This window comes from Streptomyces sp. NPDC055099 (genome assembly GCF_053607685.1).
This window is the reverse complement of record NZ_JBSGUA010000002.1, coordinates 752691-768858: the sequence shown is the minus strand read 5'-3', so window position 1 is coordinate 768858 and position 16168 is coordinate 752691. Positions and strand designations below refer to the sequence as shown.

Here is a 16168-nt window from a genome sequence, read left to right as displayed (position 1 = left end):
CTCCTACCGTGGTTGCGGCGCCTGCCGGATCCCCCCGTCCGCATGAGCCGCCGGACATGGCGAAGCCGTCGCAAGCAACGGGAGGAGACCCAATGGTCGTCGTGATGGCCCCCGGGGCCACACAGCAGGACGTGGACACCGTCGTCGAACTGGTGAGGGCGGCGGGCGGTGACGCGTTCGTCAGCCGCGGCGTGACCCGCACCATCGTCGGTCTGGTGGGCGACGTGGAGGCGTTCGACGCCCTCAACCTGTCCGACCGCCGGGGCGTCCTGGACGTCGTACGGATCTCGGTCCCCTACAAGCTGGTCAGCCGCGAGCACCACCCCGACCGGTCCGTGATCCGGGTGGGAGGCGTGCCCATCGGACCGGACACCCTCACGGTGATCGCGGGCCCGTGCGCGGTGGAAAGCCCCGAACAGACCCTGGCCGCCGCGCACCTGGCCAAGGCGGCCGGGGCCGCGCTGCTGCGCGGCGGTGCCTTCAAGCCGCGCACCTCCCCGTACGCCTACCAGGGACTCGGCGAGGAGGGGCTGCGGATACTCGCCGACGTCAGGGACGAGACCGGACTGCCCGTGGTCACCGAGGTCATCGACCCGGCCGGCGTCGAACTGGCCGCCCCCTACGCGGACATGCTGCAGATCGGCACCCGCAACATGCACAACTTCGCGCTCCTCCAGGCGGTCGGCGCGGCCGGCCGGCCCGTTCTGCTCAAGCGCGGCTTCGGTGCCACGGTCGAGGAGTGGCTGATGGCCGCGGAGTACATCGCGCAGCGCGGCAACCTCGACATCGTGCTCTGCGAGCGCGGCATCCGCACCTTCGAGACCGCCACCCGCAACACGCTGGACATCAGCGCGGTGCCGGTCGTCCGGCGCCTCTCCCATCTGCCGGTGATCGTGGACCCCTCACACTCGGGAGGCCGACGCGACCTCGTCGCTCCCCTCACCCGTGCCGCCATCGCCGTCGGAGCCGACGGCGTCATGATCGACGTGCATCCCGACCCCAAAACGGCGCTCTGCGACGGCCAACAGGCCGTCACCCGGGCGGAGATCGGTGAACTCGCGAACATCGCCGCTGTCCTGTCGCCGCTGATGGGCCGCACCCTCACGCAGCCGCCGGCGCGAGCCGGGGTGGGTCCTGGTGCCCGATAGGGGTGAATAGGGGTTTCCCGCCCTAGATCAATTCTGCTAGTGAGGGGTACCAGGCCCATAAGCGCGTTGTTAGGGTGAACGTGGTTCGGCCAGCGGGATTCCCTCCACTGTCAGGGACGGAACGGAATCCCGGCGGAGGGGAAGTGGCGCCACGTGCGGGTGCGGTTCCGCGATTCGACGAGAGATGTGCGGCTCGGGCTCGTCATCGCATGACGGTGACGTATTTCCGCGCACCTCGTTCATCGCCCGGACATCGGGCGAACCAGTCTTCTGAGCGCGCCACACCTTTCACTTCATGGTCGATCTCTCCCGGAAAATGTGCCGCTCCCGACCAGCGGGTGGTCGAGCGGCCCCGGGAGACATCAGATCACTAGGGGGATTTCAGTTGGCAATACCTGGGCATGCGCAGATCGACCAACTCATGGTCGTCGAAGTGGAGATCAACGCACTGTCGACGGCCGACTCACCGCGAATCTCCGGAATAGACCAGGAACACGTGGAGGCGCTGGCAGTGGTGCAGAGCCCGCTGCCGCCCATCACCGTGCACCGCTCGACCATGCGGATCATCGACGGACTGCACCGCGTGCGGGCCGCCGAACTGCGGGGCCAACGCAAGATCGCGGTGCGGTTCTTCGAAGGGGACACGGCCGACGCCTTCGTGCTGGCCGTCGAGTCCAACGTCACGCACGGTCTGCCGCTGACCACGGCGGACCGGAAGCGCGCCGCAGGGCGCATCATCGCCTCCCACCCCCAGTGGTCGGACCGGATGATCGCCTCCGTCAGCGGCATCGCCCCGGGCACCGTGGCGGAGATCCGCAGACGGGCCCCGGCCGACCGGGCCGGTGAAGCGAGCAGGATCGGCCACGACGGGCGGGTGCGCCCGGTCGACGGGACCGAGGGGCGCAGGGTGGCCAGCGAACTCATCGCCGAGAACCCCCAGCTGTCCCTGCGGCAGATCGCACGCGTCGCGTCCATCTCCCCGGAGACGGTCCGCGACGTACGCAACCGGATGATGCGGGGCGAGGACCCGCTGCCGCGGCGCGGGAAACGCGGTGGCGGCGACGGCCTCGCGAGCGCCCCGGTCGGCCAGGGGCCCACCGCCGTGCCCGACCGTGACGCGGCTCAGGACCGCACCGCGGTCCTCAAGCGCCTCAGCGCGGACCCGGCGCTGCGCTTCAGTGAGACCGGCCGCATCCTGCTCCGGCTGCTCAACATCCACACGATCAGCGCGGAGGAGTGGGACGAGATCATCGACAGGACCCCGCCGCACTGCGGCCGGATCATCGCCCATCTGGCCAACGAGTGCGCGGAGATGTGGGCGGAGGTCGCGGTGCGCGTCCAGCGCAAGGTCGCCGAGACCGCGTAGGACAGCCGACGGCTGTGGCGTCCAACCGAGCGGATTGCCCGGTTGGACGCCGGTCTCGCGCCGTCGCGGGCCGTCTCGGGCCGGTGTCATGCCTGCTGTCGTGCCCAATTCCGCGCGCCGTGCCGAAGAAGGCAACGCGCCCAATGCGGTGCCCAATTGCGGGCCTGGATGGCAGGAATCCCGAAAGGTATCGTCCTGCGGGTGAGTGAATCGCGTGCCATATCAGCGGGCTTAATTCCGTAACGCCGATGCAGGAGGATTCCGTCGCGTGTTGATCACCCAAGGACCTGGTGGACCTACCGTCGGAGGGCCGCAATCCGGGGCCCAGAAGCAATCGCTCCGGCCGGGATCAGTACGCCGGGCAATGTCCTACATGAAGCCGCACAAAATCGCGTTCGCCTTTCTTCTGGTGACCACCGTGGTGGATTCCCTCATCATCGTGTCGACGCCCCTGCTGCTCAAGAAGATCATTGACGACGGAATACTCAAGGACGACTCGGGAGTCATTGTCACCGTCGCCCTCGTCGTCGCGGGACTCGCCGTCGTGGACGCGGTGGCGCAACTCGTGCAGAGCTATTTCTCCGGGCGCATCGGACAGGGCATCAGCCACGACCTGCGGGTCGAGGCCTTCAAGCACGTGCAGCGGCAGCCGATGGCCTTCTTCACCCGGACCCAGACGGGGCTGCTCGCCAGCCGCCTCAACGGCGACGTCATGCTCGCCCAGCAGGCCCTCACCACGATGCTGGTCTCCGCGACCAGCGTGCTGACCGTGCTCCTGGTCCTCACCGAGATGTTCTACCTGTCGTGGCTCATCAGCCTGATCGCCGTCGCCATGCTGCCGCTGTTCATCGTGCCCGGCATCTATGTCGGCCGGCGCCTGCAGCACTACTCCCGGGCACAGATGCAGGCCAACGGCGAGCTGGGCGGCATCATCAACGAGCGCTTCAACGTGGGCGGGGCGATGCTCGCCAAGCTCTTCGGGCGCCCCCGCGAGGAAGCCGCCGCGTTCGAGGCCCGGGCGGGCGAGGTGCGCCAGGTCGGTGTCGTCTGGACCGTCTACAGCAGGCTCTCCTTCATCTTCATGGCGCTGATCGCGTCACTGGCGACCGCCCTCGTCTACGGCGTCGGCGGCCGTCTCGTGCTCGACGACGTGTTCCGCATCGGCACGCTGGTCGCCCTGGCCGCGCTCCTCGGCCGGCTCTACGGGCCCATCACGCAACTGTCCGCCCTGCAGTCCAACGCGCTGACCGCGATGATCAGCTTCGACCGGATCTTCGAGGTGCTCGACCTGAAGCCCCTCATCGAGGAGAAGCCGGACGCGGTCGCGCTGCCGGCCCCGGGCAGCGGCCCCGCACCGGAGATCGAGTTCGACCAGGTGTCCTTCCGCTACCCGCGCGCCAGCGACGTGTCCCTGGCCTCGCTCGAGTCCAACGCCCTGTCGGCCGCCGAGCGGGCCAAGGAGACCGCGGAGGTCCTCCACGGGATGACCTTCAGGGTGCCCGCGGGCAAACTCACGGCCCTCGTCGGCCCGTCGGGCGGCGGCAAGACCACCACCACCCATCTGGTGTCCCGGCTCTACGACCCGACGTCGGGCAGTGTCCGCGTCGACGGCCACGACCTCCGCGACGTCAGCCTCGACTCCCTGCGCGACGTCGTCGGAGTGGTCAGCCAGGACGCGCACTTCTACCACGACACGATCCGCGTGAACCTGTCCTACGCACGCCCCGACGCCACCCAGCGCGACCTGCTCCGAGCCTGCGACGCGGCCCAGATCGGCGACTTGATCCGCTCCCTGCCCAGCGGCCTGGACACCGTGGTCGGCGACCGCGGCTACCGGCTCTCCGGCGGCGAGAAACAACGCCTGGCCCTGGCCAGGCTGCTCCTGAAGGCGCCCTCCGTCGTGGTGCTCGACGAGGCCACCGCCCACCTGGACTCCGAGTCCGAGGCGGCCATCCAGCAGGCCCTGACCACCGCGCTGCGCGACAGGACCTCCCTGGTGATCGCCCACCGCCTCTCCACCATCCGCGAGGCGGACCAGATCCTGGTCATCGACGAGGGCGAGGTCCGCGAGAGCGGCACCCACGACGAACTCCTCGCGGCAGGAGGGCTCTACGCCGAGCTCTACCACACGCAGTTCAACCGCCCGAGCACCAATGGAGCGGCCCCGGACCCCCACAAGGAGCCGGTGCTGCACGGACCGGTCCTCGGCGGCGGCCCCGTCCTCGGCGGGAGCGGACCCGTGCTCGGTTCCGGCGGCCCGCCGCCCGCGCTGGGCGCCGAGCACATCCTGCGCCTCGGCGCCGATCCGGACGAGCGCTGAGCGCCTGCCTGAAGGGGGAACGTGGTGGAGTCGTCGGTGGTGGCGGAGCTGATCGCCGCACGGGTGGAGTCGTCGCCCGCCGCGGTGGCGATCGAGGGCGAACGGACGCTCTCGTACGGGGAGTTGTGGGCGCAGTCGGGGCAGTGGGCGGCGTACCTGACCGCGTTGGGTGTCGGCCGCGGTGACCGTGTCGCGGTGGTGATGGACCGGTCACCGGACCTGGTGGCCCTGCTTCTCGGCGTGTGGCGGGCCGGCGCCGCCTACGTCCCTGTCGACGCGGGCTCCCCGGCAGGACGCGTCGCCTTCGTCATCGAGGACGCCGCACCCGCGCTGGTGCTGTGCACGACGGAGAGCCGTCGCGTGCTGCCCGGAGGTATCGCCGTGCGGGTGGTGGACGACCCGCGGGTACGGGTGGAGGTCTGCGCCCGGGGCGGCCGCGACGTCGTCCTCGCCCCGCTGGACGGGCGGGACGTGGCGTACGTGATGTACACGTCGGGCTCGACCGGCACGCCCAAGGGGGTGGCGGTGTCGCACGCGAGCGTGGCGGCTCTGGTGGCTCCCTCGGATTCGACGGGTGAGGACGGCTGGGCGGCCGGCGCGCACGACGCGGTCCTCATGCACGCCCCGCACTCCTTCGACGTCACACTGTTCGAGGTGTGGGTGCCGCTCGCGGCCGGTGGCCGCGTGGTGATCGCGGGGCCGGGCGTCGTGGACGGCCGCCGGGTGCGCGAGCACGTGCGGAACGGAGTGACCGCGCTGCACGTGACAGCCGGTTCGTTCCGCGTCATGGCGGAGGAGACCCCGGACTGCTTCATCGGGCTACGGGAGGTGCTCACCGGCGGGGACGTGGTGCCGCCCGGGTCCGTGGCCCGCGTGCGCGAGGCCTGCCCGGACGTGACCGTCCGCCACCTGTACGGTCCGACCGAGACGACCCTGTGCGCGACCTGGCATGTGCTGAGGCCGGGTGAGAAGGCGGGGCGCGTACTGCCGATCGGCCGCCCGCTCCCCAATCGCAGGGCCTTCGTCCTGGACACCGGTCTCCGGCCGGTGCCGCCCGACACCGTGGGGGAGCTGTACGTGGCGGGGCCGAGCCTGGCGCAAGGCTACTGGAGGCGGTCAGGCCAGACAGCCGAGCGTTTCGTGGCGTGCCCGGATGCGCCCGGGGAGCGGATGTATCGCACCGGAGACCTGGTGCGCGAGACCGCTTCCGGTGAGCTTCTGTTCGTCGGGCGGGCGGACGCCCAGGTGAAGATCCGTGGCTTCCGGGTGGAGCTGGGCGAGGTGGAGGCGGCCCTGGCCACTCACCCCGCCGTCGCGCAGGCTGTCGTCGTCGCCCGTGCGGACCGCCACGGCGAGCGCCACCTGGTCGGTCACGTCGTCGCCGAGGGCCGGCAAACCCTGGACCCCCGCGCTGTACGCGCCCACCTCGCGAACACGCTGCCCGAGTACATGGTCCCCGCCGCCGTACTCACCCTGGACACCCTTCCCATGACCCGCAACGGCAAGGTCGACCGCGACGCCCTGCCCGCGCCCGACTTCGCTGCGAAGGTCACCGGGCGCGCGCCGCGCACCGAGGCCGAAGCGATCCTGTGCGACCTGATGGCCGAACTGCTCGGTCTCGAACGCGTCGGCACGGGCGACAGCTTCTTCGAGCTGGGCGGCGACTCGATCATGTCGATGCAACTGGCCGCGCGGGCCCGCCGAGCCCATCTGTTCTTCAAGGCGGAGGAAGTCTTCGAGCAGAAGACCCCGGCGGCGCTGGCCGCGGCCGCCCGGTTCGGTGAGCCGCACGAGCCGCACGGGCCGCACGAGCCACCCGGGTCGGCGGACGGCGAGCGCTTCGCCGGCTCGCTCGTGGACGACCTCACGCAGGCCGAGGCCGACCGGCTGCGGACCGCGGTGCCCGGCATGGTCGACGTATGGCCGCTGTCGCCGTTGCAGGAAGGGATGCTCTTCCACGCCACCTTCGCCGACGGCGGGCCGGACGTGTACGCGAGCCAGCGGACACTGGCCCTGGACGGCCCCCTCGACGTGGACCGGCTGCGCACGTCGTGGCAGACGCTGCTCGCCCGGCACGCCGTGCTGCGCGCGAGCTTCCACCAGCGCGACTCCGGCAAGACGGTTCAAGTGATCGCGGCCGGGACCGAGTTGCCCTGGCGCGAGGCCGATCTCTCGAAGCTTCCGGAGGGCGACGTGCCCGCGGAGGTGTCGCGCCTCGCCCAGGCCGAGCGTGCCGAGAAGTTCGATCTCCGGGCAGCTCCCTTGCTGCGGCTGCTGCTCGTGCGGCTGGGCGCCGGACGGCACCGCCAGATCGTCACCGTCCACCACTCGCTGGTCGACGGCTGGTCCACCGACGTGCTCTTCGCGGAGCTGTCCGAGGTGTACGCGGCGGGCGGCGACGGCCGGGCGCTGCCCGCCACGACGTCGTACAGCGCGTACCTGTCCTGGCTCGACCGGCAGGACAAGGAAGCGGCCGGTGAAGCGTGGCGCGCCGCGTTCGCCGGGATGGACGAGCCGACGCTGATGGCGCCCCGGGCGCCGGGCGGGGCACAGGTCGTGCCGGAACCGGTGCCTTTCGAGCTGACCGAGGAACTCACGCGCGGCGTGACAAAGTTGGCCCGCTCCCAAGGCGTGACCGTCAACACCGTTGTGCAGGGCGCCTGGGCGCTGCTCCTCGCCCGGCTCGTGGGACGCACCGACGTCGTGTTCGGCACTCCGGTGGCGGGCCGGACCGCGGAGCTGCCGGGGGTCGAGACGGCGGTCGGCCTGTTCCTCAACACCGTGCCCGTACGCGTCAGCCTGGCGGCGGACCAGTCGGTCGCCGGAATGCTCGCGGACCTGCGGGAGCGCCAGGTCTCGCTGATGGCGTGGCAGCACCTCGGACTGCGCGAGATACGTCAACTCGTCGGCGCCGCCGCGGACTTCGACACGCTCGTGGTGTTCGAGAACCTCCCCAGGACGCCGGACGGGACCGGTACCGACTCAGACCTGTCCATCAGCACCCTCGGGGAGCCCGAGGACAGGGGCCACTACCCGATGGCGCTGATCGTGGTCCCCGACACCCGGCTGCGGGGGCTTCTCGTGCACCGCCCGGATGTGGTGGGACGCGACCGGGCCGAGACCGTGATCTCCTCGCTGCGCCGCGTCCTCGGGCAGATGGTGGCGAACCCCACGGTGCCGGTGGGACGGATCGACACCCTTCCCGAGTCCGCCCTCGGCCCCGATCTCCGACCCGCGCCCCAGCGCGAACCCGAACCCGCCCCCGGCGGGACGGCACCGGAGCTCTTCGCCGAGCAGGCCGCGGCCACGCCCGCTTCGGTGGCGCTGGTGGACGGCGAGCGTTCGCTGACGTACGGCGAACTGGCAGCCCAAGCCGACGCTCTGGCACGGCACTTGACGCTGATCGGGGTGAGCGCGGAGACACGGGTGGCCGTCCTGGCGGAACGCTCGGCGGAACTCGTGACCGCGCTCCTCGCGGTGTCCGCCGCGGGCGGTGTCTACGTCCCCGTGGATCCGGGCCTGCCCGCCGCGCGGCTGCGCACGCTGCTCGACGACGTGGCACCGCCGGTCCTGATCTGCCTGCGGGAGAGCCGCACCGCGGTACCGGACGACTACCCCGGTCAACTGGTCGTTCTGGACGACCCGTTGGTCTCCCGTGCTCTGGCCGCGGATGTGGACGGGCCGCCGCAGGGCGCGCGGCGGCGTACACCGCTGACCGCGTCCCACGCGGCGTACGTGATCTACACATCCGGGTCGACGGGCGTCCCGAAAGGCGCGATCGTCCCCCACCGGGGCCTGCGCAACCTCGTCGCCGACCGCATCCAGCGCTACCGGATCGGCGCGGACAGCGCCGTGCTCCAACTCGTCTCGCCCAGCTTCGACGTCTCCATGTCCGACATCTGGCCCGTCCTGTGCGCGGGCGGCCGACTGGTCCTGGCGCCACCCGCCCGGCGCCGCGCGTCCGGCGAAGACCTGGTCCACCTCATGCGCGAGCAGCGCGTGACGCACGTAGCGATGACCCCGACACTCCTGGCCCAACTGCCGCCCGAGGAACTGCCCGCGCTGCGCGTGCTGGTCATCGGCGGCGAACCCGCCTCCGACGAACTGCGCGCCCAGTGGTCGGCGAACCGCGAGATCTACAGCGAGTACGGGGTCACCGAGGCGTCGGTCGCCTCGACGGTGAGCCGCGCTCTGGGCGCGCACGACGAGCCGTCCATCGGCCGCCCGGTCGCCAACACCTCCGCCCACGTCCTCGACGCGTTCCTGCGGCCGGTGCCCGCGGGCACGGTGGGCGAGCTGTATGTGGCGGGTGCGGGTCTCGCGCGCGGATACCTGCGGCGGACGGATCTGACGGCGCGGCGGTTCGTGGCCAGCCCGTTCGCACACGGCGAGCGCATGTACCGGACCGGGGACCTGGTGCGCAGGACCGGCAGCGGCGACCTCGTCTACACGGGACGGGCCGACGCCCAGGTGAAGGTGCGCGGTTTCCGGGTGGAGCTGGGCGAGATCGAGGCGGCGCTCACCGGACACCCCGCCGTCGACCGGGCCGTGGTGACCCTCAAGCAGGACCGACGAGGGGAACGCCGCCTGGTGGGCTACGTGGTGGGCACCGGCTCCCGAGCCGATTCCCGGGCCCGTGGCCAGGCGGTGGACGGGCCATCTGTACGCGAGTACGCGGCCAGGGCGTTGCCGGACTACATGGTGCCCGCGGCGGTACTCACCCTCGACGTGCTGCCGGTCACCCCGAACGGCAAGATCGATGTGCCCGCCCTGCCCGCCCCCGACTTCGCCGACCACGCCGTCGGCCGGGCGCCGCGAGGTGACGCGGAGGAAATCCTGTGCGCCCTGTTCGCCGAGGTCCTCGGCCTGGAGCGGGTCGGCGCCGACGACAACTTCTTCCGGCTCGGCGGGGACTCGATCAGCTCGATGCAGCTCGTGAGCCGAGCTCGCCGGACCGGCGCCTTCTTCAGCGCCCAGGACGTGTTCGAGCACGGGTCGCCGGAGGGTCTCGCCCGGGTGGTCAGGCTCGATGCGGGGCGAGCCTCGGGGCCGGACGCGGGCGAGGGCGAGGTGGCCTGGACGCCCGTGATGCGGGCCCTGGGGGAGCAGGCACTCGGCGGCGCTTTCACCCAGTGGGTGGTGATGGGGACTCCCGCGGGCCTCGGCACCGAAACCCTGGCGGCAGGCCTGGACGCCGTACTGGACACTCACGACATGCTGCGCGCCCACGCCGTGCGCGACGGCGACGCGAGGCCACGCCTGGTGGTCCGCCGGCGCTCCTGCGTGAACGCGGCGGACCTGATCACCCGGATCGACGCGGCGAAGACGGCGACCGACGACCTGGACGCACTCGCGGGACACGCCGCGCGCGACGCGGTCCTGCGTCTTGACCCCTTCACCGGAGTGATGGTTCAAGCCGTGTGGCTGGACGCGGGCCCGGAACGCACCGGCCGCCTGGCCCTGGTGATCCACCACTTGGCGGTGGACGGCGTCTCATGGCGCATCCTGGCCCCTGACCTGCGCGCCGCGTGCGAGGCGGCGGCCACCGGACAGAAGCCGCAGCTCGATCCCGCGGGGACGTCCTTCAGGCGCTGGTCCAGCCTCCTCGTCGAAGAAGCGAACGCGGTCGACCGCACAGCGGAACTCGACGGCTGGATCGCCCTCCTCGGCGACCGTCCGGACCCCCTGCTCGGCGCCCGGCCCCTGGACCCCGCACGGGACACGGCGGCGGGCATGCGCCACCGCACCTGGACAGTGCCGCCCCACCAGGCGGCGACCCTCGCGGGACCGACGCCTGCGCTCTTCCACTGCGGTGTGCACGAGGTGCTCCTCGCCACGCTGGCCGGAGCGGTCGTCCAAGCCCGGCGGGGCACCGACGGCACGCTCCTGATCGACGTCGAGGGACATGGGCGCAAGCCGGTTGGTGACGCGGATCTGCTGCGCACCGTCGGCTGGTTCACCAGCGTGCACCCCATCCGCCTCGACCTGTCCGCCATCGACCTGCCCGGCATCGACCTGCTCGGCATGGACGCGACCAGCGCGGCAGCCGGTGGCCCGGAGGCCGTCGGCTCGCTCCTGAAGGCGGTCAAGGAGCAGGCGCGCGCGGTGCCGGGCGACGGCCTTGGATACGGGCTCCTGCGTCACCTGAACCCCGGGACGCGACCGGTGCTCGCCGCGCTGCCGAGCCCGCAGATCGGCTTCAACTACATGGGCCGCTTTCCCGCGGCCGCAGGGTCGGATGCTGTCGGGCCCTGGCAGCCGGCGGGCGAAGAGGCGATAGGAAGCTCCACCGCCGACGCCATGCCCGCGACGCACACCCTGGAGGCCGGCGCCACCATCCGCGACGCCGCCGAGGGGCCCGAGCTGACCCTCTCCCTGAGCTGGCACGGTGCGCTGCTCGACGACGCGGCAGCAGAACGCGTCGGCGAGCTCTGGCTCGCCCTGCTCGCGGGCCTTGCCGCACACACCAACGACCCGACGGCGGGTGGCCACACCCCGTCCGACTTCCCCCTCGTCGAGCTCGGCCAGGACGAGGTCGAGCAGTTCGAAGCGATGGCAGCAGAGCTCGAAGGAGGGCATTCGCTGTGAAGACTCCCACCCCCGCCACGGGGCACGCGCCCGCCGCCCGCCCGACGGCGCCCCGCGCCAATGGCTCCGCGCTGGCGGAGGTCTGGCCCCTGTCGCCCCTCCAGGAAGGACTCCTGTTCCACGCCGACTTCAACGGCCGGGGCCCCGACGTCTACACCGTGCAGAACATCCTGGCGGTCGACGGCCCTCTGGACGCGGACCGATTCCGTGCCTCCTGGGAGGCGCTGCTGAACCGGCACGCGGCGCTGCGGGCGAGCTTCCAGCGGCGCAGGACGGGCGAGGCCGTACAGCTCATCACCCGCGAGGTCGTCCTGCCCTGGAGCGAGGCCGACGTCTCCCACCTCCCCGAGGCCGCGGCGAAGGCCGAGACGGAACGCCTGGCCGAAGGCGAGCGCGCACACCGGATCGATCCGGCGGCCGCACCGCTGATGCGGCTGCTCCTGATCCGTGCGGGCGAGCGCAGGCACCGCCTGGTGATGACGAGCCACCACATTTTGATGGACGGCTGGTCGGCCCCGGTCCTGCTCAATGAACTCGCCGAGATCTACGCGGCGGGCGGCGACGCCTCGGGCCTCGCGCCCGTCACGTCCTACCGCGAGTATCTGGCCTGGCTCTCCCGCCAGGACAAGGAAGCCGCACGAGCCGCCTGGAAGGCGGAGCTGGCCGGAGCGGAGGAACCGACGCTGGTCGTGGGCCCCACACAGCCGCCCCACGGTGACACTCCTGTGCAGAAACGCTCCTCCCGCCTCACCCGCGAGACGACCGAGGCGCTCGCCGCCCTGGCACGCGCTCACGGCCTGACGGTGAACACCGTGGTGCAGGGCGCGTGGGCGCTGGTCCTCGCCCGGCTCGCCGGCCGCACGGACGTGGTGTTCGGCGCGACGGTGGCGGGACGCCCTCCGGAGCTGCCGGGCGCGGATTCCATGATCGGCCTGTTCATCAACACGCTGCCCGTACGGGTCCGGCTCGACGGTTCGCAGCCGCTGCTCGACATGCTGCATGAGGTGCAGGAGCGCCAGTCCGCGCTCCTCGCCCACCAGCACCTCGGCTTCCCGGAGATCCAGCAACTGGCCGGCCCGGGCGCCGGTTTCGACACTCTGCTCGTGTACGAGAACTACCCTCGGCCGCCCGGAGAGGCCCCCACACCCGACGCGCTCACCCTCGCCACGGTGGAGTCACGCCAGGCGACCCACTACCCGCTGTCGATCGGAGTCGCTCCTGGTGAGCGCCTTCGGGTGGACGTGACCTACCAACTCGGCCTGGTGGACGCGACGGTGGGCGACGCGCTGAGTGGCTTGCTGACGCGCGTACTGGAACGCATGGTGGCGGACCCGTCGGCGACGGTGGGCCGCATCGGCGTGACGAGCGCGCTGCCCGTACGTGGCCCCGGGACCCCCGCGGCGGTTCCTTCTGCGACGGCTCCCGCGCTGGCTCTCCCGGCAGGTGCGTCGGTGCCGCAGTTGATCGCGGACCGGGTGGCGCAAGCGCCGGACGCAGAGGCGGTCCAGGCCGAACGGGCAGTGTCGTACGCGGAGTTATGGGAGCGAGCGGGGCGCTGGGCTGCGCATCTGGAGTCCCGGGGTGTGCGGCGGGGTGACCGAGTCGCCGTGGTGATGGAACGGTCTGCGGAGCTGGTGGCCGTACTCCTGGGCGTATGGCGGGCGGGTGCCGCCTATGTACCGGTGGATCTGAGCTGGCCGAGGGAGCGGGTGGCGTTCGTGCTGACGGACGCGGCTCCGGCGGCGGTGGTGTGCACGTCGGACGGGCGGCGCGTGCTTCCGGCCGCGGGGCGGCTGGTGGTGGCAGATGACCCACAGGTCGCCGAGGCGCTGGCGGCCGTCGAGGAGACGGCGTTCGCCGCGCTGCTGGATGCGCGGGATGTGGCGTACGTGATGTACACGTCGGGTTCGACCGGCGTGCCCAAGGGTGTGGCGGTGCCGCACGGGAGCGTGGCGTCGCTGGTGGGGGAGCGGGAGTGGGGGGTCGGCCCGGGGGACGCGGTGTTGATGCACGCGCCGCACGCCTTCGACGTATCGCTCTTCGAGCTGTGGGTTCCGCTGGCGGCCGGCGGGCGCGTGGTGATCGCCGGACCCGGCGTCGTCGATGCCCAGCGAGTGCGCGAGTACGTCCACGACGGCGTCACGGCGGTGCACCTGACCGCGGGTTCGTTGCGGGTACTCGCGGAGGAGTCCCCGGAATCGTTCGCGGGGTTGCGTGAGGTGCTGACCGGTGGGGACGTGGTCCCGGCCGCGTCGGTGGTGCGGGTGCGTGAGGCCTGTCCGGACGTGACCGTTCGGCACATGTACGGGCCGACGGAGGCGACGCTGTGCGCGACCTGGCACGTACTGCGGCCGGGCGATGCGAGGGACGACGTACTCCCGATCGGAAGGCCGCTGCCTCGGCGTGAGGCATTCGTGCTGGACGCGTTCCTCAAGCCGCTGCCGCCGGGGGTGACCGGGGAACTCTATGTGGCAGGTGCCGGGTTGGCGCAGGGCTACTGGAACCGGTCAGGACAGACTGCCGAGCGGTTTGTGGCGTGCCCGTATGTGCCGGGGGAGCGGATGTACCGTACCGGCGACCTGGTGCGTGAGACATCGGACGGGGAGCTGCTTTTCGTCGGGCGAGCGGATGCCCAGGTCAAAGTACGGGGCTTCCGGGTGGAGTTGGGCGAGGTGGAGGCGGCCCTGGCAGCCCACCCGGACGTCGCCCAAGCCGTGGTCGTCGCGCGTGAGGACGGCTCGGGGGAGGATGGTCCGGGCGAGGACGGCCCGGGTGTGCGACGGCTCGTCGGCTATGTCGTCACGGACGGCCAACCAGTGGACCCCCTGATCATCCGCGAGGAAGTCGCCCGGACGCTGCCCGACTACATGGTGCCCGCCGTCGTGCTCGTCCTGGACGCCCTGCCGGTGACTCGCAACGGCAAGGTCGACCGCGCCGCCCTGCCCGCCCCCGACTTCGCCGAACGCGTCTCGGGCCGCGAGCCGCAGAGTGAGGCGGAGGCGACGCTGTGCGGTTTGTTCGCCGAGGTGCTCGGTCTTGAGCGGGTCGGCGTGGAGGACAGCTTCTTCGAGCTGGGCGGCGACTCGATCATGTCGATGCAGCTCGCCGCGCGGGCCCGCCGCGCCGACCTGCTCTTCAAGGCGCAGGACGTCTTCGAGCACGAAACACCTGCCGGGCTCGCGGCCGTGTGCCTGCTCACGGGCGAGGCACCGCCACCGCCGGACGTGGGTGTGGGCGACGTGCCCTGGACGCCGGTGATGCGGGACCTCGGCGAGCAGGCAGCAAGCCCGAGGTTCGCCCAGTGGGCGATCGTCAGCGCTCCGTCCGGGCTCGACCGACACGTCCTGACCGCCGCGTTGGGCGCCGTCCTGGACACCCATGACGTACTCCGCTCCAGGGTGGTCATGGACGGTCCGGAGCCGCGGCTGCACGTCGACGAGCAGGGTTCGCTGGATGCCGGCGCGCTGATCACCCGCGTGAACGCGACCTACGCGGTGGCAGGCACCCTCGACGACATCGCGGACGAGGCGGCACAAGAGGCCACGGAGCGCCTCGACCCGTCGGCGGGCGTGATGCTGCAGGTGGCTTGGGTGGATGCGGGGCCGGGTCGGGTCGGTCGTCTGGTTCTGGTGGTGCATCACTTGGTGGTGGACGGGGTGTCGTGGCGGGTGTTGTTGCCGGATTTGCGGGTGGCGTGTGAGGCGGTGGCTGGGGGTGGGGTGCCGCGGTTGGATTCGGTGGGGATGTCGTTCAGGCATTGGTCGCGTTTGTTGGTGGAGGAGGCGGCTGGTGAGGCGCGGGTTGCTGAACTCGGCGCGTGGTCAGCCTTGTTAGAGGGCGATGAACCGCTTCTCGGTGGGCGTGAGTTGGACCCGGTTCGTGATACTGCCGGGGCGATGGGTCGTCGTTCATGGACCGTGGGGGCTGAGCATGCGGCGGCCTTGGTGGGTCGGACGCCGGTGGTTTTTCACTGTGGTGTGCATGAGGTGTTGTTGTCGGCTTTGGCTGGTGCGGTGGCTTGTTGGCGGCCGGGGGTGGGCCCCGGGTTGCTGGTGGATGTGGAGGGGCATGGCCGTCGGTCGGACGGTGGGGTGGATTTGTCGCGGACGGTGGGTTGGTTCACGAGTGTGCATCCGGTCCGGCTGGATGTGGGTGGTGTGGATGTGGGTGAGGTGGTGGCCGGTGGGCCGGCTGCGGGGGTGTTGTTGAAGAGGGTCAAGGAGCAGGTTCGGGCGGTGCCGGGTGATGGGCTGGGTTTTGGTCTGTTGCGGCATCTCAATCCCGCTACCGCTCCGGTTCTTGCGGCCTTGCCTCGCCCGCAGATCGGCTTCAACTATCTGGGACGCTTCACCGCCGACGCGGCGGGCACCTCGATCGGCGGCTCGCTCGACCCCGCCATGCCCGCCACCCACACCATCGAGGCGGGCGCGGTCATCGTCGACACGGCCGCGGGGCCCAGGCTGACCCTCACGCTGAGCTGGGCCGCCGCCCTCCTCGACGAGGAGGCGACGGAACGCCTCGGCCGGCTCTGGCTCGACGTGCTCGCCGGTCTGGCCGCCCACACGGCCGATCCCGACTCCGGTGGCCACACGGTTTCCGACTTCCCACTCCTGGACCTCGCGCAGGACGAAGTCGACGAGCTCGAAGCCGGTTTCGCCGACGACATCACGTAACCGTCAAGTCCCGGCCTTTCTCCAGGCCCCCGCCTCTGCCCCCTGCCCCTGCCTCTATCCCCGTCGTCGTCCC

The 16168-nt window shown here is 71.4% G+C and carries 4 protein-coding genes and 1 pseudogene; all 5 read left to right on the top strand.

Translation table 11 applies throughout. The annotated features are described in order from the left end of the window. The first annotated feature begins 92 nt into the window (after nucleotides 1-92). The gene (gene aroF, locus ACWFRU_RS07765) at nucleotides 93-1148 is read left to right on the top strand and encodes a 3-deoxy-7-phosphoheptulonate synthase (protein ID WP_453685203.1); all 1056 of its coding nucleotides are present in this window, start codon (nucleotides 93-95) and stop codon (nucleotides 1146-1148) included. A 385-nt stretch (nucleotides 1149-1533) separates the two neighbouring features. Then, complete coding sequence (locus ACWFRU_RS07760) at nucleotides 1534-2514, top strand: streptomycin biosynthesis protein (protein ID WP_453685202.1); 981 nt, start codon at nucleotides 1534-1536, stop codon at nucleotides 2512-2514. Nucleotides 2515-2887: 373 nt separating this feature from the next. Next, nucleotides 2888-4834, top strand: coding sequence for an ABC transporter ATP-binding protein (locus tag ACWFRU_RS07755; RefSeq protein ID WP_453685201.1), 1947 nt, complete (start codon nucleotides 2888-2890; stop codon nucleotides 4832-4834). A gap of 24 nt (nucleotides 4835-4858) precedes the next feature. After that, nucleotides 4859-11422 (top strand): annotated as a pseudogene (locus ACWFRU_RS07750) (amino acid adenylation domain-containing protein); the annotation flags it as partial. Further along, nucleotides 11419-16095, top strand: a complete 4677-nt coding sequence (locus ACWFRU_RS07745) for an amino acid adenylation domain-containing protein (RefSeq protein ID WP_453685200.1) — start codon at nucleotides 11419-11421, stop codon at nucleotides 16093-16095. The pseudogene ACWFRU_RS07750 and the gene ACWFRU_RS07745, both read left to right, overlap by 4 nt. Nucleotides 16096-16168 lie beyond the last annotated feature (73 nt).